General features: G+C 48.4%; 20 protein-coding genes and 1 tRNA gene. 5 read left to right on the top strand and 16 right to left on the bottom strand.

The window, feature by feature from the left end:
* Positions 1 to 222 precede the first annotated feature (222 nt).
* Positions 223 to 1482 (bottom strand): HD-GYP domain-containing protein, encoded by a 1260-nt coding sequence (locus ACQY6F_RS13605; RefSeq protein ID WP_428775116.1) that lies wholly within the window; start codon positions 1480 to 1482, stop codon positions 223 to 225.
* A 126-nt stretch (positions 1483 to 1608) separates the two neighbouring features.
* Positions 1609 to 2016: a VOC family protein gene (locus ACQY6F_RS13600; protein WP_428775115.1), complete on the bottom strand. Its 408-nt coding sequence runs from the start codon at positions 2014 to 2016 to the stop codon at positions 1609 to 1611.
* A gap of 309 nt (positions 2017 to 2325) precedes the next feature.
* Between ACQY6F_RS13600 and ACQY6F_RS13595 the strand changes: the two genes are divergently transcribed.
* Entirely contained in the window at positions 2326 to 4212 is a 1887-nt protein-coding gene (locus ACQY6F_RS13595; protein WP_428775113.1) for a methyl-accepting chemotaxis protein, read from the top strand.
* A gap of 106 nt (positions 4213 to 4318) precedes the next feature.
* Here ACQY6F_RS13595 and ACQY6F_RS13590 read toward each other — a convergent pair whose 3' ends face one another.
* On the bottom strand, positions 4319 to 4720 hold the full coding sequence (locus tag ACQY6F_RS13590; RefSeq protein WP_428775112.1) for a hypothetical protein: 402 nt from the start codon (positions 4718 to 4720) through the stop codon (positions 4319 to 4321).
* Between the two features lie 468 nt (positions 4721 to 5188).
* Entirely contained in the window at positions 5189 to 5545 is a 357-nt protein-coding gene (locus ACQY6F_RS13585) for a hypothetical protein (protein WP_428775110.1), read from the bottom strand.
* Positions 5546 to 6071: 526 nt separating this feature from the next.
* Here ACQY6F_RS13585 and ACQY6F_RS13580 point away from each other — a divergent pair.
* On the top strand, positions 6072 to 7475 hold the full coding sequence (locus ACQY6F_RS13580; protein ID WP_428775109.1) for an aminotransferase: 1404 nt from the start codon (positions 6072 to 6074) through the stop codon (positions 7473 to 7475).
* A gap of 75 nt (positions 7476 to 7550) precedes the next feature.
* Here the strand turns inward: ACQY6F_RS13580 and ACQY6F_RS13575 are convergent, their stop codons facing one another.
* The 4 genes from ACQY6F_RS13575 to ACQY6F_RS13560 all read right to left on the bottom strand — a co-directional run bounded on the left by ACQY6F_RS13575 (position 7551) and on the right by ACQY6F_RS13560 (position 13165).
* Positions 7551 to 8396: a helix-turn-helix transcriptional regulator gene (locus ACQY6F_RS13575; RefSeq protein ID WP_428775107.1), complete on the bottom strand. Its 846-nt coding sequence runs from the start codon at positions 8394 to 8396 to the stop codon at positions 7551 to 7553.
* A gap of 227 nt (positions 8397 to 8623) precedes the next feature.
* Positions 8624 to 9694 carry a phosphotransferase gene (locus ACQY6F_RS13570; protein WP_428775106.1) on the bottom strand — a complete coding sequence of 357 codons (1071 nt, stop codon included), beginning with the start codon at positions 9692 to 9694 and terminating at the stop codon, positions 8624 to 8626.
* Between the two features lie 36 nt (positions 9695 to 9730).
* Positions 9731 to 11050, bottom strand: a complete 1320-nt coding sequence (locus tag ACQY6F_RS13565; protein WP_428775105.1) for an aspartate aminotransferase family protein — start codon at positions 11048 to 11050, stop codon at positions 9731 to 9733.
* Positions 11051 to 11446: 396 nt separating this feature from the next.
* Positions 11447 to 13165 (bottom strand): sodium:solute symporter family protein, encoded by a 1719-nt coding sequence (locus tag ACQY6F_RS13560; protein WP_428775104.1) that lies wholly within the window; start codon positions 13163 to 13165, stop codon positions 11447 to 11449.
* Positions 13166 to 14086: 921 nt separating this feature from the next.
* On the opposite strand from ACQY6F_RS13560, the gene ACQY6F_RS13555 reads away from it, so the two are divergent.
* Both ACQY6F_RS13555 and ACQY6F_RS13550 read left to right on the top strand, forming a co-directional pair.
* Positions 14087 to 14839: an EAL domain-containing protein gene (locus tag ACQY6F_RS13555; protein WP_428775103.1), complete on the top strand. Its 753-nt coding sequence runs from the start codon at positions 14087 to 14089 to the stop codon at positions 14837 to 14839.
* Positions 14826 to 15572 carry a helix-turn-helix domain-containing protein gene (locus ACQY6F_RS13550; protein WP_428775102.1) on the top strand — a complete coding sequence of 249 codons (747 nt, stop codon included), beginning with the start codon at positions 14826 to 14828 and terminating at the stop codon, positions 15570 to 15572. Before ACQY6F_RS13555 ends, ACQY6F_RS13550 begins: the two co-directional genes overlap by 14 nt.
* A 354-nt stretch (positions 15573 to 15926) precedes the next feature.
* Here the strand turns inward: ACQY6F_RS13550 and ACQY6F_RS13545 are convergent.
* Positions 15927 to 16011, bottom strand: a tRNA-Leu gene (locus ACQY6F_RS13545).
* 189 nt (positions 16012 to 16200) lie between these two features.
* Here ACQY6F_RS13545 and ACQY6F_RS13540 point away from each other — a divergent pair.
* Complete coding sequence (locus ACQY6F_RS13540) at positions 16201 to 16677, top strand: RDD family protein (protein ID WP_428775101.1); 477 nt, start codon at positions 16201 to 16203, stop codon at positions 16675 to 16677.
* 60 nt (positions 16678 to 16737) lie between these two features.
* Here the strand turns inward: ACQY6F_RS13540 and luxS are convergent, their stop codons facing one another.
* From luxS to ACQY6F_RS13505, 7 genes are all read right to left on the bottom strand, one after another.
* Positions 16738 to 17256 (bottom strand): S-ribosylhomocysteine lyase, encoded by a 519-nt coding sequence (luxS, locus tag ACQY6F_RS13535; RefSeq protein WP_428775099.1) that lies wholly within the window; start codon positions 17254 to 17256, stop codon positions 16738 to 16740.
* A 116-nt stretch (positions 17257 to 17372) separates the two neighbouring features.
* Complete coding sequence (gene gshA, locus ACQY6F_RS13530) at positions 17373 to 18953, bottom strand: glutamate--cysteine ligase (RefSeq protein WP_428775097.1); 1581 nt, start codon at positions 18951 to 18953, stop codon at positions 17373 to 17375.
* Between the two features lie 107 nt (positions 18954 to 19060).
* Positions 19061 to 21916, bottom strand: a complete 2856-nt coding sequence (locus ACQY6F_RS13525; protein ID WP_428775096.1) for a M16 family metallopeptidase — start codon at positions 21914 to 21916, stop codon at positions 19061 to 19063.
* A gap of 10 nt (positions 21917 to 21926) precedes the next feature.
* Positions 21927 to 22388, bottom strand: coding sequence for a YqaA family protein (locus tag ACQY6F_RS13520; protein WP_428775095.1), 462 nt, complete (start codon positions 22386 to 22388; stop codon positions 21927 to 21929).
* On the bottom strand, positions 22382 to 23332 hold the full coding sequence (locus ACQY6F_RS13515; protein WP_428775094.1) for an NADP-dependent oxidoreductase: 951 nt from the start codon (positions 23330 to 23332) through the stop codon (positions 22382 to 22384). Before ACQY6F_RS13515 ends, ACQY6F_RS13520 begins: the two co-directional genes overlap by 7 nt.
* 118 nt (positions 23333 to 23450) lie before the next feature.
* Positions 23451 to 24581, bottom strand: a complete 1131-nt coding sequence (locus tag ACQY6F_RS13510; protein WP_428775093.1) for a sodium ion-translocating decarboxylase subunit beta — start codon at positions 24579 to 24581, stop codon at positions 23451 to 23453.
* A gap of 9 nt (positions 24582 to 24590) precedes the next feature.
* Positions 24591 to 25744, bottom strand: a 1154-nt coding sequence (locus ACQY6F_RS13505) for a biotin/lipoyl-containing protein (RefSeq protein ID WP_428775092.1), incomplete at its 5' end; no start/stop codon positions are given.

Genomic DNA, 25744 nt, shown 5'->3' with positions numbered 1-25744 from the left:
TTTTTCAATTTATTTTTGCTTGTTGACCTACTGAATTGTCAGCTCATTAAACGCTTGATAGCGTTGGCTAACTCAGTGGAAGCGCATTATAGAGACAGGCTTGATTAAGGCAACGTTTTTTTCGCATTTTGTTGTCGTTTGCTGACTATTTGACCGGGCGGGTGTTTATCCCAAATTTAACTCCAACCAAAACACATATTATTCACAGCTTGCTGTGGATAATTACTCATCATGATCAAAAAAATACGAGATCCGCGAACGAGGATTCAGGTAGTCGCGTACCTTATCTGGCAGCTTGGCTGGCAATATCGCACTGACAATTTTCAGTCCTTCATCGGCTAACTGGATTATTGGCGCCTGGGTTCTCGGTACGCTTGGGTCATACAGCAGGACGTTAGGGTAAAGAATATGATTGGCATTAACCGATATTACCAGGCCGATAGCGTCATTCGATAGTTGCACCACAGTTCCTGGCGGGTAGACTCCCATAAACTTAATCAGGATATTGAGGTGCTCATTGTTATAGAGATGCTTGCAGTTCTTATATAAATAAGAAAGCGCCACATATGGGATTTTTTGCTCAGTGGCGATCATCGGATGACATAAGTTATCGAATGCATTGGCCACCGCTACAATCTGAGCTAGTTCGTCAATTTGATCTTCACATAAGCCTTCGGGGTAGCCTGAACCATCTTTGAGCTCGTGGTGCTGGGCAATGATCTTTTTCGCATTAGCGGGGAAATGTTCTATTTGATCCGCCAGAGTTAAACCGTATTTGGTATGAAGCTTCAGGTAGTTTTTTTCTGGCTCGGTAAGCGGGACCCGCTTGCGCACGATAGCTGCCGGGATTTTCGTTTTGCCCATGTCGTGGAACATGGCACCGAATGCAACATCTTTGATTTTATCTGTTGCCAACCCTTTTGCCTGTGCAATCATCATGGCAATGACGGCTACATTCAGTGAATGGAAATAGACATCTTCAAATTCGCTTTTGCCATTAATAAGGTGCAGTGTCACACTGTCATTGCTAACCAGCTTATCGACTATATCATCGACCAGTAACATGGCTTCCACGGCAGCCTGTTCAGGACGACTACGAATTTTGTTCATGACCGAGCGCATCCTCGCCAGAGAGCGCTCGTACTCTTTTTCACACTGCAGTACCCGACGACGATAAGCAGCCAGCTTTTCAATTCGTTGTTGTTTCTCCTGCCAAAGCTCTGTTGCTTGCTGGTCAACGTTAGAGTTCTCATTCGAATCATCTTGTTGAACGGCATCTTGATTTGCTGGCAATGGCTGGGTGTCACTTTGGCCGGGGTTGATAAATACGTGCGTGACTCCTAAATGACGAATCATGCGAATTTGTTGCTCGGACTTAATCTTAAAGCTATTAAAAAGGAAGGGATGTTGGTTCCAGCTTAACGGCAGACGGATATGCAGACCAGGCTGAAGACGATCAACGGTAATTTTGATACCACCCATTTCAACAAACCTTCTGAAGCTATTGATTTTATTGTTAGCGAAAATAATTGTACCGGTGGATTCACCGGCGTCAATAACTCCACGTCACACAGCGTCAAATGCCGCATGCCTCATCAAAGACAATACTCATTCCACTAAATCGCAGTTGATCAGCCAACGGACACCGTATTTATCTTCCACTTTACCAAACCGCCCGCCCCAAAACGTCGGCTCCAGAGGCATCATTACCCTTCCCTCCTGAGCCAATTTGTCAAAAAGTCGTGTTTGGGCATCCAAGTCATCCATCACAATCGCTAACGCAATATTATTGCCACTGAGTTCCTTGGCAATAACTCCATCTGACAACATTAAATGCATACCATGCCCTTCCAGTTCGGCATGCATGATCCATTCAGGATTTGCGCCTTCGATGATCTGTGGCGCGTCTTTAAATTTTTGTTTGCTGATTACCACGGCGCCAAAACAGGACTGATAGAAATCGATCGCCTCTGCACATCGGCCAGAAAAAAACAGATAAGGGGTCACTTGATACATGCTAATTCTCCTCTTTTCTAAAAACATAGTGCAGACGAGAGAATAGATCTGCTAACAGGTTGAATAAAAATAGCTTTACCGGAAAGAAAGACCTTTTCACTATTCGCTTATCATTGCACAGCGTTTTATGTGCCAATACGAGATTAGCACCCATCAACAACACTCTTATGACCCCATAAGTAAATAAAATCAAACTATTAATTCATCTGCCGAGCTAGATCAGTATTTATTTTGAGCTATGAAATATAATCACCACGCAATCGATAATTGCACAATGATTCAAATAACTAAAAATTACACAGGTTTCCAATGTTAAAGAAACTCTCATTAAAAAATAAACTGGCGATTTCTGCCAGCATGGCCATCATCATCGGGGGATTGTTGGTCGAGGGATTATCGTTCCGAGATTCCTTGCAGAGAATTGATGCTGAAGTCGAACAAAGTCTGGCGAGCACCAGTGCTTCCTACAGCCAATATGTCGATGACTGGCTGACTTCGAAACAGCGAGCCTTGACCGCACTACCCACGCAGGTAGATAAAACGGCTCTGATTGAGCACTTACAACAAATGCGTGACTCAGCAGCATTCGACAACGTTTTTCTGGCCTACCCGGATGGCAACCAGCAAAATGCTAACGGGGTGATATTACCGGCGGACAACAATGACCCACGCCGATGGGGTTGGTACATAAATGCCGTCGCGAAACCCGGTAAGGTATTTATGGATAACCCGACTGTCGCTGCTGCAACAGGAGCGAACGTTGTCTCGCTTGGGGTGGCAAGGCAACTGGATAGTCAGCAAATTGTGCTCGGCGCCGATGTGGAAATCGACGACATTCTCAATAGCATGAATAAAGTCACCCTGCCCGGTGATGGTTATATGTTTATCGCCAATGACCAGGGCAACATTTTTACCCACCCAGATACTCAACTACTCAATCAGCCAGTAACTAAACTGGGGATCGATTTCAACCAAATCAGTGACATTGCCGATGCAGGTCAAAGCCGTATCATGACCTTAGATGGGCAAGAGTTCGTCCTATATGCACAGAAAATTGGCGGAACCAAGCTCTCTACCGTGATTGCCATCAGCCACGCGTCTCTGGTTGCACCTTTATACAGTGCTTTCTGGGGGCAAATGTTGGCGACAGGGATTGTGGTTATACTCTGTGCCATGCTGTTCAATCTGCTCTGCAACATTTTGTTCCGACCTTTACATAATGTCTCTGAGGCATTAGCTCAAATAGCTAACGGCAGCGGCGACCTCACCCAACGAATTCAAATTGAAAATCATGACGAAGTCGGAAAACTGGCTGAGAACTTCAATAAGTTTGTCGCCAGCCTGCAACAATTGCTGGATCACATCCGCCATCAAGCACAGCAGCTCAACCAGCAATCTGAACAGGGAACCTCAAGAGCAAATCAATCCGTAAGTGAACTGAACCACCAGCAACAGGAAATCACCATGGTCGCCACGGCGGTGACCGAGATGGCCTCGGCGACCCAGGAGATTGCCTCCCACGCGGAGCAAACCGCGAAAGCAGCGCAAGAATCTTCACTCAATACCCAAAATGGTCACGAGCTGGTTGTGCATACTAAGGGCTCGATCAACGACCTGGCGTCTGAAATTAGCCAGGCGAGTCAGGTTATCGGAGATTTGAACCAACACGCTCAGGATATTTCCACCGTACTTGCCACCATTCGCGATATAGCAGAGCAGACTAATTTGCTGGCCCTGAACGCTGCAATAGAAGCAGCCCGCGCCGGAGAACAGGGCCGTGGCTTTGCGGTCGTCGCTGATGAAGTTCGGGTGTTATCGCAGCGAACCCATACCTCAACCGAAGAGATCAAATCCACCATTGAAACACTGCAGCACACTACACAGCATGCCGTCGAGCTGATGGTCAGTAGCTCAGCTCTGGCACTCGGCACTGTAGAAGATGCCGATAGAGCGACCGTCGCTCTGGATGAGATCAATCGAGCGGTTGCGTTGATCAGCGATATGTCGACACAAATTGCGACTGCGGCTGAGGAACAAACTCACGTCACCAGTGAGATAACCCAAAATGTCACCTCGATGAAAGACGTCACTGATCATCTAGTCGTTGGTGCGCAAGATACGCTGGCGCAATCAAATCAGTTAAAAGTGCAAGCAGAAGATTTAAATGCCAAGGTGGCAACCTTTAAGCTGATCTGATTCTCCGTTTTGCCGCTGCACTGCTGGTTTACCAGCGGGAACTGCCAGCAATAAAAAAATCCCCAGCAGGCTGAAACCGGCTGGGGATTTTTTCGATTCAGATTAGTTAAAAATAGAGGTTATCAACCAGCTTGTCGTTGACATACAGTTCACACTTGTCAGCGGTGCTGCTTTTTGCCGACTGAACGATATTGGCGATAGCTCCAAACGCTCCACCCTGTTTGCCCAATACAGAACCAAAGTAACAGTGGCTGCGTACCGCCAGTTTTTTGTAGTTGGCGTTCAAGTTTTGGGTCGGAGTATATGGAGGGAACTGACCCTGCATGATCGGATCGCCATTAACAGTCAGGATCAACACGTTTTTCTTATCATGATAACTGCCGCCGAATTTAAGTACCGAACCGTCGACTTCAACGGTTTTTTCCTGCGCCATTCGCGGCCCGGGATCTGAAGCACAACCAGTAAGAATAACAGCAAGTGATAATGCGGAAAGCGATGCGTATTTCATCGAATGGTCCTTTAATATTGTAATTCAGCCCTTGTCGACTGAGTATTCACCTTGAAATCCGAGTACCACAATAAACTGGTAAATGTGCCCCAAACGAACATTCGCGTCGTTTTATGTGTCACAACCACTCTATTACTCGACCTAGCTCTTTATTCTGACGAAGAAAACTCCGCCAAATATGCCAACTGTTGCGCATGCTAACCCCGTTCAATTAGGTTGTAAACCAAAAAATTAACAAACTGGTAGCATATTTTGACGCGGGAGCTTAGAACTTTCGTGAGCAATCAAGGGTGGCTTGGTAAAGCTATTCGGTGCATCGCTATAAACAACAAAGCCCCGGCTAAATTCGAGGCTTTAAGAAAATGGCTATAAACCGGATAACGGGGCGCTAAAGAGACGATGATACCTTAGAGGTGAACGACGCTGGAACCAGCAAACATATCGGGCTCTACCCGCTAAGTTCCGGCCCTATTGTGCTACCAAGAAGACTAACGGCTGTTCTCCGATCGAGATCGATACTTTCTTGCTGGAGCCTTTCACGCAATGTTGCCTGGCAAACGCCTGGTATTTGTTGTCGATGCTTTCTTTTAACCGACTCACCAACACCCTGCTTTTCTGACCATCACAATCTATCCAGACGAATCGCATCCCCAGGCTGGAATAGTATGGTGGCGTGACGGTATCAGGTTGCTTAAAACTATCACTCTCGATAATCAAACTTCCTTTGTCATCAAGTTCGATAGTTGCCGAACTATCAGTACTTTTAATCGGATGGGCAAAGGCATTGATGGCTAAACAGCACAACGGTATGAGCCATAACCTCATAACATTTCCTTATTTTTGACGAACCAAACTGACGTAAAATCGAAGCTTAAAGCGCTATTTTTAGTTATTTGCTGATAAGTAATAATAATGTCAATCTTTGAAATATTGTGACATTAAGCTCAAAAATCATGCGCGCGAATTATGCCATTACAAGCATATTGATGCAAATACAACAGATCCTTATTGGTAACGCTGTGATATGAGCAAAAATAAACCTTATTTCGTGTTGATAACATTCCCATCATCCACTTGATATCCGCCAGCAAAAAGATAAGAAAAATTGATAGAAAACGGCCTGTCAGATGATGGCATATAGGATTCAGTCCATTTCGATTACCCCCAATCGGTTATATAAGTTCACATCAACTCAGTCAGAATGGTATTCATCGCGCTTTCCTTGGACGCGCTGCCATCAGCCGTTCATCAATGACCAAAGCAGCAGCCATCCCGGATATTAAACCCATTCAGTTTAATGAAGACGCAGCTCTCCGGACGTATATACATCCTTTTCTGAGGTACCTTAGTTATGTCTAGCGAAACAACACAAAATATCGTCGACTTGGATCGGAAACACTTCCTCCACCCTTTTCACTCTTTCGATACCATTACTGAAGAAGGCGCCTTACCGATAGCAAAAGCTGAAGGGGCCTATATCTGGGATACAGACGGCAATAAATATCTGGATGCCGTCGGCGGGATGTGGTGTAACAACGTTGGCGCTGGACGCAAAGATATGGCCGAGGCCATCTACGAACAGGTGCTTAAATGCAGTTACTCAAACAACTTCGTTGATATGACCAACGATACCGTGGTTAAGCTGTGTGCGAAATTGGCTGAGCTGGCACCGGGAAATCTGAATCACACCTTTCTGACCTGTGGAGGCTCTACCGCTAACGATACCGCCTATCGCATTGTGCAGATGTATAACAACATCCGTGGCAAGCAGGACAAAAAAGCCATCATCACCCGCAAAGATTCTTACCACGGAACCACATTACTGACCATGTCTCTGGGCGGCAAAGCTGGCGACCGTTGCAGCGAATTGGATTACCTCGATGAAGGTGCCAATGCGATTCACAGCTATAAAGTCAGTTCACCTAACCACTACCGCTACGGCAAAGGCATGACCGAAATGGAATACGGGTTATACCTGTATGAGGAATTTGTGGACAAAGTCGCAGAGCTGGGTGGCCCCGACAAAGTGGCGGCATTTCTGGCGGAACCGATTACCGGTGCGGGCGGTGTTGCGCCACCACCAGCCAACTATATCAGGCAGGTTTGGGAATACTGTAAAGCCAACGATATTCTCTACTGGTCTGACGAAGTCGTGACCGGATTTGGTCGCTGTGGTGAATGGTTCGTTTCCGAGTCTATCTACGGCATCCAACCGGATATCATCGTTTCAGCGAAAGGATTAAGCTCCGCCTACATTCCAATGGGAGCGTGTATTTTCTCTGATGAAATCTGGGATACCCTCAGTGAACATGGTGCCGGCCGAGTATTCCTGAACGGATTTACTTACTCAGGCCATGCCGTCGGTGCCGCAGCAGCACTAAAAAATATCGAAATCATTGAGCGTGAAAATATTCTCGATCATGTAAAAGAGGTAGGCAGCTATTTTATGGAGCAGTTGCAGACCCTACGTGACCTTGAAATGGTCGGTGATGTACGCGGTTCCCATTTTATGGCCTGTCTGGAGTTCGTTAAAGACAGCACCACCAATGAGACCTTCCCGGAAGAGCTCGATATTGGTAAACGGGTTTCCAATGAAGCGGATGAGATGGGACTGATCGTTCGTCCTATCGTTAACCTTAATATTATGTCACCAGCGCTGACTCTGACCAAGGAAGAGTGTGATGTCATCGTCTCAACACTTCGTAAGGCGATCATTAAGGCGGGCGACAAGCTTAAAGCGGAGAACCTCTGGTAATCTCAGCACTTTGAAACCGAACCATTGTGGCGCGATTTATCGCCACAATGGTTGCGCTTTGGTCTCAAACCACCGCTACTGGGGCCGGGCGTGGTAGTCTTCCAGTGGATCACCTCCCTCCCCCCAGGCCGCTAACGCACTAAGAAACAGCGAGAAAAGCTCGGACTGGGATTGAATATCCAGTTTTTTGTATATGTTACGTCGGTGAACTTTCACCGTCTCATCAGAGATATTTAACTTGGAAGCGGCCGATTTGGATGAATGCCCCTGCAGGATTAAATAGGCGACATCGCACTCCCTGTCGGTCAACTGGGAACGACCAAAATTCTGGAAACCAGCACTCAACTTTTGATGCAGGTCGCTTCGCTCTGAGGCCGCGTTTTTTTCTGCAACCGGCTGACTCCAGTGACTTCTGATTATCGATATTACCCAGGGTTCGATGGTGCGGAATCTTTCCAACTCTGCTGAACTGTAACGTCGGCCAGAGCCAATCGAGATGGCCACGGTACCAACATTCTCTATTGGTACTAAATAGTTGATCTCATCTTTTAAATGGCAATAGACAAAATGACGCCGGTAGAACTCCGAACGCATGAAGTGATCGGGGGCGACGTCTTTTAACGTATATAGCCCCGGCTGGGGCTGCTGCATCGCCAGCTGGTAGAAAGGATCCAGCAAATAGATACCATCTACGTAGTACCTCATCTCGCCTTTCTTCTCAATCCGGCCAGAAATATCCTGTTCAATCACGACCTCGGGCACACTGTCTTGTCGATAAATCAATATCAAAGCGGAATCGAAGGTAAACGCACGCTGAAATGCCTGTATCAACGCCTGCGGAAAGCCGCTCTGATGCAGCTGTTCAGTGACATTGCCGATACTATGATACCAACCGCGGGAAGCTAATTTGATAATACTCATGGTTGAAAAGGCTCAGAAATAAACTCGCCAAAGTATATTTAATCCCGAGCAAAGATACTTAACCAATAGTTAGTAGTTTCGGCGCACTCACATTTCCAGCCGGGTGATGCATGAGAACTGTGCTGGCCTGTCAACATGGCGACCAGCCAAGATGGCCACCAGCTTGAGAGGAATAGCCGGTGGCATTGGCGAAAGCCTTACTTCTTCGACGAAGCAAGGCTCGATGGTTAACTGAGGCAAGCTTTGAGTAGCGTGTTGCGGCCTTGTTCCCGTCCGATGCGGGCCAGCCGCTGCAACCCCCGTACTGCTGCCGGATTATTGCGTAAAATGTAATCCCGATTGTGTGGATAGCGTTTGGCTCGGTATTCGGTGATTGCCACCGTCATGACCAGACGAGCCACGATCAAATCGTAAAGGACCTCAAGCTCTGCCTGCTCTAAAGGCACCACCTGGTGGTACGCTGCAACAAACTCTGCCACCGTGGACAAGGGATCGTCGGATTCGTCCAATTGGTATGAGGCCGCTACAGCCAACTCATTGATTAAAGGCGCATATACCATATCGCCAAAGTCAATGACGCCGGAGATCTTGCAGTGATCCTGGCTATCGACCATCACATTACTGAAATTGAGATCGTTATGGATCACCTGCCCCCGTAGTTTCGGCATTACCGGAACGACATACTGTTCGAAGGCATCCAGTCCATTGCTCGCTAAGGCGCGCACTTCAACATCGTCAATATAGGAAAATAACTCTCGCAGTTCGGCGGCATGCTTCAGGTCCCACAGTATCTTGTGCCCTGCCGCCGGGTGAAAGAATCCCCGCAATGCCAGATCCAACCGCGCCAGGCAGCGGGCGATTTCCCGGCGCTGTTCCGTTGACCGGGTCGTCACTTTAGATAATGTCTGGCCGTCAAGAAAAGAGATCACGCGCACCAGACTGGTCTGGCCGTTTTCCATTTCGACCAGGATCTCATTTTGATGGTCAATGCTCTTTACAATGCGTGGCAGTGGCAGCTCGGAGTCGACTTGGGCCACATGCAACATGGCCGCGGTCTGAAAATTCGCAATCAAGCGATCTTCCGCGGGATTGGTAAAGCGCAATACAAAACGCTCACCTGAAGCATTTTTTAGCAAAAAGATCTGGTCACGCTCGCAAGCCAGCAAGCTTGCAGTGGCCTCTATTCCGTAATATTGACTCGCAACTCGCTGGGCAAATTCAATCGAGTTGGCCGGGGCAGAAGTATTCAATACATCCGCCGTGTCAGCCACTTCCGGTTTGTTCATCGCTATACTCATTTTAAACACCAGTAAGAGGGCGTTATCCGCCCCGACTTAAAAATTGACAGAAAGCGTTTCCAGCACTTCTTCCATACGTTGCAGAAACAGATCGGCGTTGTCCTTACTAAAGGTGAGTGGCGGCCGAATTTTCATCACGTTCGCATGAGGTCCGGCGCTACTGATCAGTACAAACTTCTGCCGTAGCAGGTTCACCGCCTGGGCCGTCTCTTCCGTCGCCGGTTCCTTTGTCGTACGGTCTTTGACCAGCTCAAGGCCGATAAATAAACCCGAACCCCTGATATCACCAATCAGGCTGTAACGCTCAGCCAGTTGACGCAGACCCGCTTGCATATAAGCGCCAACCTTTGCCGAATTTCGAATCAGAGATTCGTTTTCGATCACCTCCAGCACCGCTTGACCGACGGCACACGAAACCGGGTTTCCACCAAAGGTATTGAAATAGCGTGAGCGGCCAAATTCCGCCATCAGCTCTGGCCGTACCACTAAGCCGGCAATCGGGTGTCCGGCTCCCATGCCTTTACCCAATGACACCATATCCGGAACAACATCATGGCGTTGAAATCCCCACCAAGCGTCGCCGGTGCGACCAAAACCAGATTGAACCTCATCGGCAATATAGAGACCACCAGCCGCCCGAATCACCTCGGCGGCTTCGCGTAAAAAGCCCGCTTGCTCGGCAAAAACGCCGTCGCTTGAGAAAATGCTGTCCACAATCAGGGCTGCTGGCTGAATACCATGACGCTGCATGTCTGCAATGGCGGCGCGCAAATTGGCGACAAAGGTTTCGCCGACCTCCGGATTGCCGCGATAACCATCCGGAGCCGGAATTGTCCGGACATGAACACCCAAATCAACGTGTTTGCCCAATGACGGCGAGAGGGCCGCGATAACATCGGTACCACCGTGATAGGCCAGATCAGTGACGATAAAGCCGGTACCTTGGGTATGATATTTGGCAATTCGGTAAGCAAGGTCATTGGCCTCGCTGCCGGTACAGGTAAACATCACATGGGCCAGTGGTTCGGGAAAAGTTGACAGTAATTTCTCGGCATAATTCAGCACGTTGTTGTGCAGGTAGCGAGTATGGGTATTGAGAATACCCGCTTGCTCTCGCAACGTCTCAACCACCTTGGGGTGACAGTGGCCAACACTGGGGACATTGTTATAACAATCAAGATAAGCCTGATCCTGAGAGTCATAGAGCCACACGCCCTCCCCTCGAACCATATGCACAGGCTGCTCATAAAATAGCCGGTAAGCGGGCCCTAACAACCGCTCGCGACGAGCGACCATTTGTTGCTCCTCCGGAGTAAGGTCCGCTCGACCCGGCTCAAAGGCGTTCGTCATAGACATGTTACATCTCCCTGTTTACGTGTTCGTGCAGTTCTGTTTGCCGAGACACAATCAATTGACTTAGTTCCATTTGGTATATCCGATCTCGGTACAGACGTACGGATACCTTAAATCAGGGGTATCACTACCAAAGGTAACATTTCCATTACACTCAAATTGGGTAGGCCAACAGCTGTAGGCTATACAACCAACATACCGAGACAGATTTGCTAACTACATAACCGATTGGTGGTACGGCGTGTTTAGCATGCTAAAAATGGCCCGAACGGTAATCAACGGCCTGCCAGAAAAGCAATCATCAGCGGCAGAATTTGCTCAGCTCCCTGAACAAAAAAGACCCTGAAGATTAACCCAGGGTCTTAATTCATCGGTCAGCATTACGCCGCTGTCCTACAGCTATTGCGCTTTAGTTTGTTCCGATTTTTTGCTGGTGTTATACGCTGACGACTTGCTGGCATGAGATGCCTCGCTACCTGAGAAGCCTGGTAAACCCAAGAAGTTATCCGTCTTCAGAGGTTGACCATCAATATCCAGTAGCGGTTTCGGCGCATCAATTTTCTGCGTTAACAGTGAGACCGTTACTAAAGCGATGATTGAGGCAATAACTCCCCAGATACCGGCCATATAGATTGCATCCCACATCGCCCACTCTTGGTAAACCACACCATCTTCAACCACACCAGTATTCATCTCGCTGGTCATAGGAATGTAGTGATTGTAGCCGTATATCCACATGGCGATACCCGCTACCACAGCAGCCAGAGAGCCCAGCTGATTGGCACGTTTCCAGAAGAAACCGAAGATGAATGGCATGGCGATACCAACGAAAGCAATTTGTGCAGACATGACCAGCAGGTTGTAAATGGCCTCAAACTTAAGCGCAATGACCAGTGCAACACCGGCAATCACAGGAACAGCAATCCGTGTGGTTTTAAGCACTTGCTCACTGTTTGCATCAGGTTTGGCCAGCTTGAGTAAGTTGTCACCGATAAGAGCTGCAATAGCGAGAATGATACTGTCGGCAGAGCTCATGATCGCGGCAGAGAGCGCAATCATAAACAGTACGGTCAGCACAGGTGGCAAATACTCGATCGACGCGTACATCAGAATGTTATTCATCGCGTCGTTGATACTCAGGTCCGGATTTACCTTGAAGTAAATCATCCCCACCATTACCGGAATCATCCCGACAGTGGCATACATCAAGCCGGAAATGTAACCTGCGCGCACACCGGTTTTCTCACATTTAGCGGAAAGAAAACGTTGCATCAGCGACTGAGTAGGAATCACACCCAGACCGATTGTCAGGATGGACGCGGCAAAGTAAATCCAGCCATCAAGTCCGGTGTAGTACATGAAGCCTTCATTGGTGTATTCGTTTTCGGTACCTGCTTCAAAGGTCACGGCGTTTTCAGCCGGAGTTGGGAAGAAGTCCCACTGATTTACCTGGCTCCAGTTGGCCGTATCATTGGTAAACAGTGCGCTCATACCGCCTGGAATATCGTCAAGCATAAATACCAGTAGCAGTACCATGCCGACCAACAAAATGATCATCTGCCAGACATCGGTCAGTGCGACGGCCCACATCCCCCCCATCAGGGTATAAGCCGTAACGATGACAGTCACCAGCGTCACTGCAGTTGCCATCTCTAAGCCTGAGAAGTAAGCCAGGATGCTTCCACCACCCAAGATGATTGCAGCTAACCAGCCGACATCAGCGCATACTAAAATGATGGTTGAGACCAGTGCCATAGCCTTCCCATAGCGCATCTGAATAAAGTCAACAGAGGTCAGATAGCGGCCGCGGCGCAGCAACTTGGCAAAAAACAGCGCGACCACAATCAGTACCACAGCTGCTCCCCAAGGGTCAAAAATGATACCCTGGTTACCAAACAGGTAAGCGTAACCCGCGCCCCCCATTGCCGTACCGGCACCGAACCAGGTAGCAAACATAGTACCTGTCAGGACAAACAGTCCCAGGCCTCGTCCGGCTACCAGGTAGTCTTCAGCCCCGTTGATTTTGGTTGAGGAATACCAGCCGATAACCAGCATGGCCACTAGGAATGCACCTAACCCCATCAAAACCCAGTCTGAGTGTTCGTATAATCCTTCCAAAACATTACCTCCTTGAGCCTCTGCCAACTGTCGTTTCAGTGTCTGGCGTCCCTTAGGCGACAGGGTTGGACTGAAAAGTTGGCACTGGCATTTTATTATTTTGTACCCTGACCGGCCTGATAGCACAATCCCGGAGAGGATAAATTGCCTTTAATGTAAGGGGACTTTCCAATTGAACACACACTACCGTTCCGACGTCGGTATGCACAATGTCCGTTCAAATGAAAAGTTACACTCATGTTAAGATTAAGTAATGCAAAAAGACATTACCTGTTCAGGTAATCCATGCGGTATACACAGTAAAGCCACTACATAAGATAGCTATCTTTCGGTGTAGACAGATCGGGGGTGGAGTCTATAGAGATCAAACATGAGGTATTACTCCCAATTGGATGTCACCACATTGATAACTTGTTCGATTCCTTAAGGGAGCATGGAGAATTTGAGGACACGCGAACAATAAAATACTTATCTGACAATCAGTTACTCTAATTCATCATTCCTGTCTAATTGATGCTCATTTAACAAGAAACAAATGCAACTGTTAATATTAGGGTGCTTTAAGCTCGAATGGGTTTTCTCTCACTTAGCAAGACAAGTAATTGTTACAAAAACAAAAAAGTGATACATTTCACAAAAATCACAATCAGAGCCTATTGACAGTTGCCGAGCATGAGGATCCCCCTCAATGCGTGATCAATCGCATATCAGGCTAAGTTTATTTTTTATGTTTTTATTACTAAACATGTGGAAAGTTGCTGTGACAATAGGTTGGGGAAAGATACGGTTTATTGACACTCAGGCAATCTATGTAAAATAGTTTTCAATTTATTGAAATCCTTTTACCTTGTATGGATATGCATCAACTTGATGGATACTATGAGCTCATAATAAAAAAACTAAGCATCAGCAGGGCTCGTCATGTTTTTAGTTCAAAATATAAAAAACGGAATAATCGTCATAAAGGGTGAAACTTATGCCGAATTAGATTTCCTGGTGCAGCCTATTGTCGACACTATCAGTTTGGAAATAAGGTACTTTGAGGTTCTCTCTCGCGTGAGCAAACATTCGGGAGAAAGACTGGAAAGTGAAGACTTCTTTAGTGACATAGATGATGAATTTATCAAGCTGGTATCACTACACCAGATTTGTTATTTCCAGAAGAAAAACATTGAAAAAAAGTTCTGCATTAACTTAACTATGTCATCTTTATTTGATGATGCATTTGTGTGTAAATTATTAAAATTCAAGATCAAGAATTTTATAATAGAAATAAATCATGTGTGTCAGAATGTTGATAGCGATATCTTATATGAAAATATAACAAAATTGCAGAAAGCCGGAATTCAGTTTTGGTTGGATGATTACTACCATGAATATAATAATGCAAATCTTTCATTTGGATTAATTCCCTGGGATAGAATTAAGATATATAAAAGCATACTTCATTATAATTCAGATAGTCATTCCTTAATTGAATCTATATGTTTTGTGCTTAAACCATTCTGCAAAGATGGTTTGATTTTTGAAGGTATAGAAAGCTCATTTCAACATAATTTAATAAAAAACAATAATATATTAGGACAAGGATATTATTATTCCTACCCTAAGACTTTAGAGTCATTCAGAGAAAAATTTCAACTCAGTCAAAAGAAAAATAATGCTACTTACTAGAACAATCGAAATCAACAATAATAGTTTTAAATTTAGAATATTTTCAAAACGTTATCATGTTATTTCAATAAAGGGAGCAATTGGATATTTATCCTATTCAGGGTGCGTGGTAAAAATTCCACATAAAGGGAGTATTCTTATACCTAAGAACAGTCTGGTTCACTGTGCATTAAAACCTCTCAATGAAATTGGTTTTTCTGTTCAGGTATTCAGATTGGAGGGTATTAGGCAGGATATTTTCATGAAACTCAATTATGACATTATTGCTGCTATTTCTGAAGTGGAAGAGGCTGAGCTAAATTCAAAGCAGGTTATTATTGAAGTTCTGTATGACAAACTAAGAAGTTCATTGTTCAATAGAAACCGGGTGTCGGACAACTCTTATTCTGGAAGAGTGTTTAGTGTAATCAGAAAAGACTTAAAGAAAAAGTGGGAGATTGGAGATGTCTGCAGTGTCCTTTACCTATCTAAAACAACCCTATACAGAAGACTTAAAGAAGAAAAAACATCATTATCAGAGTTACTTTCTACCGCGCGAATGGCTAAAGCGGCTCACTTACTTAAAAATAGCCGCCTGTCTATTTCGGTAATATCGGACAAATGTGGATTTAACAGTACCTCATACTTTTGTAAGAAATTCAAAGAGTCGTATGGAGCAACCCCAACGTTGTTTCGCACCTTTTCTAACTCAACAGCCGGACACCATTCCAGAGCAGAATCACTATCTCCATAAAATGTTTTATTATGCTTGTCGCTCTGTTTAATAGATACCCGATACCTTCTGAAAAAAATACTTTAACGCGAAGATCGAAAGAGAAGCACTTCCAGGCAGAGATGGGCAAATTCGAAACCATTCACTCACGTAACAACACAATGTCGTCATTCCTATTAAGGCTATAACGGGGAAATGTACCTTCACCACGTGTTGATAGCCATCATCCATAACAATTTTATGGTTCGGGTTGAAGAACTGGCTACCGGTGGGCAGACTTGATGGTCCGGCATCCCGGCCGCCACTCGGATACAACAATCACTTCTCGCTGGTCTAAACGACGAAAGGCCGCTATAAAAGCGACCTTTCTATGTATGGTACCGGTGGGCGGACTTGAACCGCCACGCCCGAAGGCAACGGATTTTGAATCCGTCGTGTATACCAATTTCACCACACCGGCATCTTGGGCAGCTGCCCTTTGATGGTTGGCATTATACGTAACTGGATCGACTGCGCAAGAACAAAATCCAGAAATGCCAATTGTTTGCCGATATTTTCGCCATCAATAGACAAGCTGTGCGTTGGCTCTCTTTTCAGCCTGGCTTGAACACTATATCCTGAGCAGCAATTTTTTGGTAAGTGAGCAGTCATGACTAAAACAAACACTTTGCCACCAGCCGGCCTGTTTCGTCGCCTGGGAGCACTAATTTATGATGGACTTGTCGTCATCGCGATTGAGATGATGGCGGCAGGCATTGTTATTGCCATTCTGGAAGCGCTGGTCGCTGCCGGACTAATCAACTATGGCGGCTATATGGACGTCAGCGATATGCTCGGCCATCACCCGATCTGGAGCCCGCTATTCACGCTTTACCTGGTGGTTATTTGGATCTACTTCTTTGTGTTTTTCTGGACCCGAGCCGGTCAGACATTGGGAATGCGCGCCTGGAAAATTCAGATTCGTAGCGAGGACGATTCCCCCATCAGCGTGACTCAGGCTTTAATTCGGCTGGCAACATCTGCGTTTGGCCTGGCCAATCTGGTGGTGCCATTCGATCCTCGTAAGCGGGGTTTCCAGGACATCTGGGCCAAAACCAAAGTGGTCGTGCTACCAAAAGCGAAGTAACTCAGACGTAACAAAAAAAGAGGAAGCCAGGCTTCCTCTTTTTTTGTTGAGCGATTGCTATTAATCGACTTTCAGCTCTTTTAGCATCGCTTCTGGCAAAGCCAGTTCATCGTTTTTATTAACGCTGATACCCGCCTCAATTACCGCCTTAGCGATCTGCTGTGCTTCATCCAGTGAGTGCATCGCGGCAGTCCCGCACTGATATTCATTCAATTCAGGAATTTTTTCCTGGCTGGCCACTTTGATTACATCCTGCATCGCCGCCAACCAGGCATCAGCCACTTGCTGCTCTGCTGGCGTGCCAATCAGGCTCATGTAAAAACCGGTACGACACCCCATCGGAGAGATATCAATAATCTCGACCGAATCGCCGTTTAGATGGTCGCGCATGAACCCGGCAAACAGGTGCTCCAAAGTGTGAATGCCTTTTTCGGACAGAATGTCTTTATTTGGCACAGTGAAGCGCAGATCGAATACCGTAATGGTATCACCCTTAGGTGTGGTCATGGTTTTTGCGACTCGTACTGCCGGTGCGTGCATCCGTGTGTGATCGACGGTAAAGCTATCTAATAAAGGCATTGTATTTCCCCTACCAGTCAAATGCTGGTGATAATGATTTGTCAGTAACGTTCAGATGCCATTACTTCAACGGCCATCTGACAATCGGCAGCGTCTCTGCCGACAGTTATGTCTATTTACTCAGACGGTTGCAGATAAGCAAAATAGTTTGCTAAATAGTCGTCAAAACTGAGCGTATCAGCCTGTTCTGCCTCACGCTGAGCCTCAACCGAACGTTTGGCTTCCTGCTCCATCTGTTCGTGGGTAAAGTACTGATAGTGCTGTTGCACCTGGGCAGTACGGTACTGCTCTCCCAGTGTATTACCCACCTGAATTAATCCACCCAGGCGTTTGGTTTCCGCCAGCAATTGACCGGAAATAGTCAGCTCGGGCTGGTCTATCCAGCGTCGTAGCTGCTGGCAAACCTCACTGTACGCACGGGTTGGCAGATCGCTGGCATCATCCATCATCCGGGCAATCTGTTCCAGATCGTCAAATACACGATGCGCCCAGTCGTTTAAAGTCAGCACTTCGCCATGGCAACCGATCTGTAAGTTTAGCCCGGGTTTACGACCTTCGCTGATCACCCGATTCCAGTTGTCACGCCAACAGGTCAACTCGCAGTCGTCCATTAGCTCTGAATCCGATAATACACACCAGATCAGGAACAGGTCCAGGAAGCGCACCTGCTGGTCGCTGATACCGATAGCACTGAAAGGATTAACGTCCAGCGAGCGAACTTCAATATACTCTACCCCGCCTCTGGCCAGGGCCTGCGACGGTTTCTCACCGCTTTGCGCCACCCGTTTTGGCCGTATCGGTGCATAGAGCTCGTTTTCAATCTGTAGAACGTTGCTGTTCAGCTGGCGATGCTCACCATCAACATTGACACCAATTTTGGCAAACTGCTCAGATGGCGTTCGAATGGCACTGTTCAACCCGTCAAGATACTGATCCAGACTGTTGAAACCGATTTTCAGGCTGCTCTGGGCGTTGTTGGTATAGCCTAAATCACTCAATCGCAGTGAGGTGGCGTGTGGCAGATAAAGTGTCTGACCAATGTTCTCAAACGGTAGCGCGGTTTCTCTGCCACGAATAAATGACGGACACAACGCCGGAGAGGCACCAAAGAAATAGGGTATCAGCCAACCAAAGCGGTAGTAGTTGCGGATAAGGCCAAAATAGGCAGCGGATTTAGCGTCACTACGGCTTTGTTCATCCTGCTCGCCAAACAAGGCGTCCCAAAACGATTCGGAAAAGGAAAAGTTAAAGTGCACTCCGGAGATAATTTGCATCAGACTGCCGTAACGGCGTTTTAGCCCTTCCCGGTACAAGGTTTTCATCCGGCCGGAATTGGAGCTGCCGTAATTCGCCAACTGGATATCATCTTCGTCGGCAACGTAACAAGGCATCGACAGCGGCCACAGACGTTCGTCTTTCAGGTTGAGCTGGGCGAAATGGTGAATATCTTCCAGCTGCGCCAGTAAGGTCTCAATGTCGTGCGACACCGGAGTAATAAACTCCAACAACGATTCAGCAAAGTCAGTGGTAATCCATTGATTGGTGAAGGCAGAACCCAGACCTTGTGGATGAGGAGTGGTGGCCAGTTTACCATCGTTTTGATAACGCAGTGTTTCTCGCTCAACGCCACGACCAAACTGTTGAAAGACTTGAGGATCACGAGCAACCGCCTCGAGTCGTGCAGCAAAATCTGTCAAAATGCAATTCACTTATTTTCGGGTGTCAGAGCAGAGTTCCGACACTGGCTGTGTAATGGTGAAAGGGCAATCTAAAATTGCCCTGTTTGCTGTTATAGATGTGTACTCTAACGGATGATTTCAAGCTCTTCTATCGGAATCTGCAATTTTTCTAATTCTGGCTTCAGCCGCTTGGCGTCTCCCACCACAATAATTTGATATTGCTGCGGATCAAACCACTTTTGTGCAATCGCATTTAACGTACTTTTTGAGACACTTTCAACGATCCGATTGCGCTGCTGCAAATAGTCTTTATCCAGGCTATAGATCAAAATACTGCTCAACAGCTGCGATTTTTGCGACGGCGTTTCATACGTCAGCGCATCCTGCTGGCCAACAGCCAGACGCATAAAGCTGAGCTCTTCATCTGTCATACCCTGCTGACTGTAACGAGCCAGTTCTTTCTCCATTTCCTGTAATGACGCTAGCGTGGCATCGGCCCGAACCTGAGCGTTAAATACAATCGCCCCCACTTCGCGGTTTGAGGCAAGGTATCCGGAAGCCCCGTAGGTATAACCTTTATCTTCACGCAGGTTCTGGTTAATCCGGCTGTTGAAATTCCCTGCCAGATTGAAATTAGCCAACTGGGTCAGAAACACCTCGCCGGTAGCGTCAAACGGCAGTCCCTGACGGACCAGGCGCACGATGGATTGCGGCGCATCCGGTTTGTCGACCAGGAAAATTTTCCGCTCGGTGAGAGGGGAAACCACCTGAGGCCGTATGATCGGTGCCGCCTCTCCTTGCCACTGTTCAACAAACGCCAGTTGCTTTCTGAGTTCACGTTTAGAGATGTCGCCCACGGCCACAATCTGCATTCCATTTGGCGTGTAGTGACGGCGGTAGAAACGTTTAACATCTTCCAGCTCAATCGAATTTAACGATGATTCGGTACCTTCGCTGGCGCGGGCAAACATAGCGTTGCCAAACAGCGCTTGTCGCGTCGCCTGCGAGGCCAGCCAGGTTGGAGTCTGATGTTGGTAAACGATGCCTTCCAGCGCCTTTCTTTTCACCCGGTCAAAATCTTGCTGTTTAAAGGCGGGCTTAAACAACACCTCTTGCATAATTTCCAGAGTTTCCGGCAGGTTTTTCTCCAGCGCTGACACCGACACGCTGGTTGAATACTGGTTGGCGTTAACGCTGATCACGCTGCCCAGCTTATCCAGCTCAGCTTGGATCTGCTCGACGCTACGAAGTGTACTGCCTTCTTCCAGCATAGCGGCGGTCAAATTAGCCAGCCCTTCTTTACCCCGAGAAACGTGGCGCTCACCCGCAGGCAGGCGAAACTCCAGTTGTACTGTCGGGGTTTCACTGGTTCTGGTGCCCAGCAGTTGAGAACCGTTGTTAAAATAGATCTCGTACAAATCCGGCATATGCGCCGATACGCTACCCGCAACCGGGGGCATTTTGTTGCGATCAAATTCATCGACCGGACGAACGTAAGCCAGCTGCTGCTCATCGACGGGTTGATACTCAGGCAGCGCCCGCTCTGGCGAAGTAAAGTTGGCCGCTTTAGCCGCCAGTTCCGCTTTGCCTCTCGGTACCACGCTCAGGGTTACTTTGTTTTTGCCTTGTATGAAACGCTGATACGCCTCCATGACCGATTGAGTGGTGACATTACGTATCTCTTCCAGCTGGGTCTCGATTCGGTCTGGCTGACCAAAAAACGTTTGGTTGGAGGCCAACTGGCTCACCTTGCCGTGAACACTTTGCAAGGCAAACACGGCATTGGCTTCAGCCATGCCGGAAATCTGCTCTAACCGGGGCTGCTGAACGCCATCACGGCCGAACTGTTGTAACGTATCGAGCAACTCTTGATAGACAGAGGCTAAGCTTTTGTCATCACCGGAATCTGCCATCGCGTAAACATAAAACGTACAGGCCAACTCACCGCAATCGTGAAACGCACCGGCATCAACGACTTTTTCGGTTTTCACCAGTTTCTGGTACAGCACACTGTTGGCACCGCGTCCCAGCACTTTGGCCAGAGCGTCGAGCGAGGCTTCGTTATCATCACCTCCAAAGCCGGTCGGCCAGCCCAATACCAACATCGGCTGTTGAATCTGGTCTTCCAGGGTGACAAACCGGTTTTCAGCCAAACGGGCCGGTTGTTTCGGCGCGTTTTGCACCGCCGGGCCGGCAGGAATCGCACCAAAGTATTTCTGCACCCACTCCAGCGTCTGCTCAATATCAATATCGCCGCCTATCGTCAGAACGGCATTGTTCGGCCCGTACCAGCGCAAAAAGAACGCCTTGAGGTCGTTCACGTCCACTTTATCCAAATCGGAGACATAGCCAATAGTCGGCCACGAATAAGGATGACCCTCAGCGTACATCGCTTCGGCCATTTTCTCCCACATCAAACCATAGGGACGGTTGTCGTAGTTCTGAGCCCGCTCATTTTTAACCGTATCACGCTGGATCTCGAACTTGCGCTGCGACACCGCATTGAGCAAAAAGCCCATCCGGTCTGATTCCAGCCACAACACTTTCTCCAGCTGGTTGGACGGTACAGTTTCAAAATAGTTGGTCCGATCCCGGTTGGTACTGCCGTTCAGCGACCCTCCCGCTTCGGTGATGAGCTTAAAGTGCTGCTGATCGCCGACGTGCTCAGAACCCTGGAACATCATATGTTCAAAAAAGTGGGCGAAGCCCGATTTGCCGATCTCCTCTCTGGCCGAGCCGACATGGTAAGTGACGTCGACATGCACTAATGGGTCAGAGTCATCGGGAGACAATATCAGCGTCAGGCCATTGTCCAGGGTATATTTGGAATAAGGGATCATCACCTTGCCAGGCTTAGCTTCAACCTGTTCAACCAGGGCAACGCCTTCTGGCAGTGAAGAAAAGAACGGCACTGAAGGTGAATAAGAGCTGCAACCTACCAGAGGCAGCAGAGAAAGCGCACCAATCCAGAGTTTTCTCATAACGTATCCTTTAAACAATTCCGTAAAACATCGCCGCTAACACGCCGTAGCGGATTGCTTTACCCAACATAATCATGATGCTGCAAGGCCAGAAACGCATCCTTAGCCAGCCTGCGGCCAGACAAAGCGGATCGCCAATCACAGGGAGCCAACTGAGAAGCAAAGACCAATAGCCGTATTTTTGCAGCCATTGCAATGCTTTATGACCATGCTTTTCGTCTTGAGTTCGATTTGGCAGCCACCAACCTAACCAATAGTTGGTCAGACCTCCCAGGGTATTGCCCAAAGTCGCAACATAAATAATAGCCGGTAGGGAATATTGATTAAGGGATAAGGTGGCCAGTAGGCTGGCTTCAGAGCCGCCGGGCAGCAGCGTGGCGCTCAGGAAACCGGTAAAAAAGAGTACCCAGAGCGCCGAATCAGAAAACCAGTGTGCTGATTCGGCAAACAAGGTATCGAAATAGGCTAGCATTGCATATCAAGCAACACCTTGCCCCGGGTATGGCCGGATTCAATCTGGCGATGTGCCTCAGCGACCTGCGGATAAGGATAAATATGCTGGATTTCCGTTTTCAACAATCCGACACTGACCATGTAGAGCATGGTGTCCAACTGTTCGGGATTCGGATCGACCAACATGCCGGTGGCTTCAAAGCCTAACATATTGGCTTTTTCGCAAATCAGTTCAGCGGTAATGGTCGGCACAGTCACTACCCTAGCTTCATCTTTAAGGCATTTGAGAGCATCCAGCGCCGCATCACCGCCGACCAGATCAATCAGTACGTCAACATTGTCTATCCGTTCCGATGCGGGTGCAAAATGATAGTTGATCGCATGGGCACCTAAAGTGGCCATATAGTCGAGGTTGCTCTCGCCGCAGGTGGTATACACCTCGGCTTTCGCCGCCACGGCAATTTGCACTGCCAGATGGCCAACCCCGCCAGCCCCGGCCAGGATCAGTACCCGGTCACCTTCTTTGACTTCGGCTTTATTCAACGCCTGAGCTGCAGTTTGTCCTGCCAGCGGTAACACCGCCGCGGCTTCGAGGGTCACCGAATCCGGCACCAGGCTTAATTCCTGTTCAGCGACACACAGATACTGGCTGTAACCGCCGCCCTGAAGTGGAAAACCGACAAAGCCAGCCACGTTATCACCCTGGTTAAAGCGTTCACACCCTTCGCCACAGCTGACTACCTGACCGGAAATATCATAACCGGGCACCCAGGGCAGTTTGTCGGCATTCTCGGAAGCCGCCCAGCCTAGCCCGGCACGGGTTTTTACGTCTATAGGGTTAACGCCGGCAAAGGCCACTTTGATCAGCACTTGTCCCGCTTGTGGCTGTGGAATCGGTGCAGATTGAATGGCTAACACTTCGGGGCCGCCAAACTGTGTAATCGCGATTTGTTTGTTTTCCATGTTCAGGTTCCCTATAGATGTAAAAAAGGGATGCATCAAGCATCCCTTTGAATATATACCATTTCTTGCCAACAAGTTAAACGTACTGTCGCACTTTGGCTAATGCTGGTTGTACCGCTTAACCCACCAGTGCCAGCAGAATACCGGCGGCAACTGCGGAACCCAGCACGCCTGCCACGTTTGGTCCCATGGCATGCATTAACAGGAAGTTTTGCGGATTAGCTTCGAGACCCACTTTATTCACCACACGAGCAGCCATCGGAACCGCCGATACCCCGGCCGCGCCGATCAGCGGGTTGATGTCTTCGCTGGAGAACTTGTTCAGCATCTTGGCCATCAAGACACCGGCAGCGGTACCAATACTGAATGCCACCGCACCGAGGGCTAGGATCCCTAAGGTTTCCAGATTCAGGAATTTGTCCGCCTGCAGCTTAGAGCCAACGCCGAGACCAAGGAAAATGGTGACCACATTGATTAGCTCATTCTGCGCCGTTTTAGACAGACGCTCCACTACACCGGCTTCACGCATCAGGTTGCCGAGGCAGAACATCCCCACCAGCGGGGTCGCTGAAGGCAGGAACAGAATCGTCATCAGCAATACCACCAACGGGAACAGCACTTTTTCAAATTTGCCCACGTGACGGAGCTGCGCCATCTTGATTTGGCGCTCTTCGCCGTTAGTCAGCGCCTTCATGATTGGCGGCTGGATGATCGGTACCAGAGCCATATAGCTGTATGCTGCTACTGCAATGGCCCCGAGCAGATCCGGCGACAACCGGCTGGCGAGGAATATCGCCGTCGGGCCATCTGCACCACCGATAATGGCAATAGAGGAGGCATCCGCCATATTGAACTCCATACCCGGTACGAAGTTGAGCAAAATGGCCCCAAACAGAGTCGCGAAGATACCAAACTGGGCTGCCGCGCCTAACCAAAGTGTTTTCGGGTTTGCGATCAGCGCGCCAAAATCGGTCATCGCCCCTACGCCCATAAAGATCAGCAGCGGGAACACGCCCGATTCAATCCCGATATGGTACACATAGTAGAGCAGGCCGCCGGGCTCAGTGAATCCAGCATTGGGGATGTTAGCCAGTACGGCACCAAATCCTATCGGCAGCAATAATAGCGGCTCGAAACCTTTGCGAATGGCTAAAAACAACAGTAGGCAGCCAACCAGTATCATGCACAGCTGGCCCAGCTGAAAGTGAGCAATTCCCGTCTCGGACCAAAGGGTCAATAAACCTTCCATGATGTTCCCTTACGCTAAGCTCAGTAAAGGAGAACCTACCATTACGGCATCGCCTTCCTTCACATGCAGTTCCTGCACGACACCGCCGCGCGCTGCGCGCACTTCGGTTTCCATTTTCATTGCTTCCAAAATCAACAACACATCACCTTCCGCTACTTGAGCGCCAGTCTGCACATTGACTTTAAAGATGTTACCCGCGAGCGGTGCCGGAACCGATTCTGTTTCAGCGGAGGCTGGGGCCGCTGCAGCCGCTGGCTGATTATTGGCAGCCGCCGCTGGGGTAACCGACGTCAGTTGTCCCTGAGGACCAACCTCAACATCATAAACCTGGCCATCCACTTTGACGCTGTAGCTTTCAATCGCACCTGTTGTTGCTGGTGCCGCTGCAACTGGCGCTGCCTGTTCAGCGCTAGGAGCAGGTTCAAATGCTTCTGGATTACGACGGTTTTTGAGGAATTTCAGTCCCACTTGAGGGAACAGAGCGTAAGTCAGCACATCATCCACGGTATCTTCTGCCAGAGAGATACCTTCCTGTTTAGCTTTGCTCAGCAGATCTTCAGTCAGTTGATCCATTTCCGCTGCCAGCAGATCGGCAGGACGACAGCTAATTGGCTCTGCACCATCCAGGACTTTCGCTTGCAATTCAGCATTCAATTCAGCCGGGGCCGCACCATATTCGCCTTTCAGCACGCCCGCCGTCTCTTTGGTGATGCTCTTATAGCGCTCCCCCGTTAAGACGTTAATGACCGCCTGGGTGCCGACAATCTGTGACGTTGGCGTAACCAGCGGGATATAGCCCAGGTCCTGACGGACACGTGGGATCTCGGCCAGCACTTCATCAATACGATCCGCCGCGCCCTGTTCTTTCAGTTGGCTTTCCATGTTGGTCAGCATGCCTCCCGGAACCTGGGCGATCAGGATGCGCGAATCGACACCTTTTAGCTGGCCTTCAAACTTCGCGTATTTCTTGCGCACTTCACGGAAATAAGCGGCGATCGGCTCGAGTTGGTCCAACTGTAAATTGGTATCGCGCTCAGTGCCTTGCAACATCGCTACCACGGTTTCAGTCGGGGTATGGCCGTAAGTGCAGCTCATTGAAGAAATAGCGGTGTCCAGGATATCCACGCCAGCTTCAACCGCTTTCACTGCGGTCGCGGTCGACA

Origin of the sequence: Vibrio sp. (assembly GCF_050299255.1) — a bacterium.
Taxonomy (GTDB): Bacteria; Pseudomonadota; Gammaproteobacteria; order Enterobacterales; family Vibrionaceae; genus Vibrio.
Note: the sequence above shows the minus strand (reverse complement) of the source record. Positions and strands in the feature narration are given on the sequence as shown.

Excerpts from the sequence above, each read along its gene's own strand:
- ACQY6F_RS13605 (WP_428775116.1), bottom strand. The coding sequence starts at position 1,482 with ATGGGTGGTATCAAAATTACCGTTGATCGTCTTCAGCCTGGTCTGCAT.
- ACQY6F_RS13565 (WP_428775105.1), bottom strand. The coding sequence starts at position 11,050 with ATGTCTATGACGAACGCCTTTGAGCCGGGTCGAGCGGACCTTACTCCG.
- ACQY6F_RS13570 (WP_428775106.1), bottom strand. The coding sequence starts at position 9,694 with ATGAGTATAGCGATGAACAAACCGGAAGTGGCTGACACGGCGGATGTA.
- ACQY6F_RS13510 (WP_428775093.1), bottom strand. The coding sequence starts at position 24,581 with ATGGAAGGTTTATTGACCCTTTGGTCCGAGACGGGAATTGCTCACTTT.
- ACQY6F_RS13595 (WP_428775113.1), top strand. The coding sequence starts at position 2,326 with ATGTTAAAGAAACTCTCATTAAAAAATAAACTGGCGATTTCTGCCAGC.
- luxS (WP_428775099.1), bottom strand. The coding sequence starts at position 17,256 with ATGCCTTTATTAGATAGCTTTACCGTCGATCACACACGGATGCACGCA.
- ACQY6F_RS13580 (WP_428775109.1), top strand. The coding sequence starts at position 6,072 with ATGTCTAGCGAAACAACACAAAATATCGTCGACTTGGATCGGAAACAC.
- ACQY6F_RS13600 (WP_428775115.1), bottom strand. The coding sequence starts at position 2,016 with ATGTATCAAGTGACCCCTTATCTGTTTTTTTCTGGCCGATGTGCAGAG.
- ACQY6F_RS13550 (WP_428775102.1), top strand. The coding sequence starts at position 14,826 with ATGCTACTTACTAGAACAATCGAAATCAACAATAATAGTTTTAAATTT.
- ACQY6F_RS13520 (WP_428775095.1), bottom strand. The coding sequence starts at position 22,388 with ATGCTAGCCTATTTCGATACCTTGTTTGCCGAATCAGCACACTGGTTT.
- ACQY6F_RS13540 (WP_428775101.1), top strand. The coding sequence starts at position 16,201 with ATGACTAAAACAAACACTTTGCCACCAGCCGGCCTGTTTCGTCGCCTG.
- ACQY6F_RS13590 (WP_428775112.1), bottom strand. The coding sequence starts at position 4,720 with ATGAAATACGCATCGCTTTCCGCATTATCACTTGCTGTTATTCTTACT.
- ACQY6F_RS13515 (WP_428775094.1), bottom strand. The coding sequence starts at position 23,332 with ATGGAAAACAAACAAATCGCGATTACACAGTTTGGCGGCCCCGAAGTG.
- ACQY6F_RS13585 (WP_428775110.1), bottom strand. The coding sequence starts at position 5,545 with ATGAGGTTATGGCTCATACCGTTGTGCTGTTTAGCCATCAATGCCTTT.
- ACQY6F_RS13525 (WP_428775096.1), bottom strand. The coding sequence starts at position 21,916 with ATGAGAAAACTCTGGATTGGTGCGCTTTCTCTGCTGCCTCTGGTAGGT.
- ACQY6F_RS13575 (WP_428775107.1), bottom strand. The coding sequence starts at position 8,396 with ATGAGTATTATCAAATTAGCTTCCCGCGGTTGGTATCATAGTATCGGC.
- ACQY6F_RS13555 (WP_428775103.1), top strand. The coding sequence starts at position 14,087 with ATGTTTTTAGTTCAAAATATAAAAAACGGAATAATCGTCATAAAGGGT.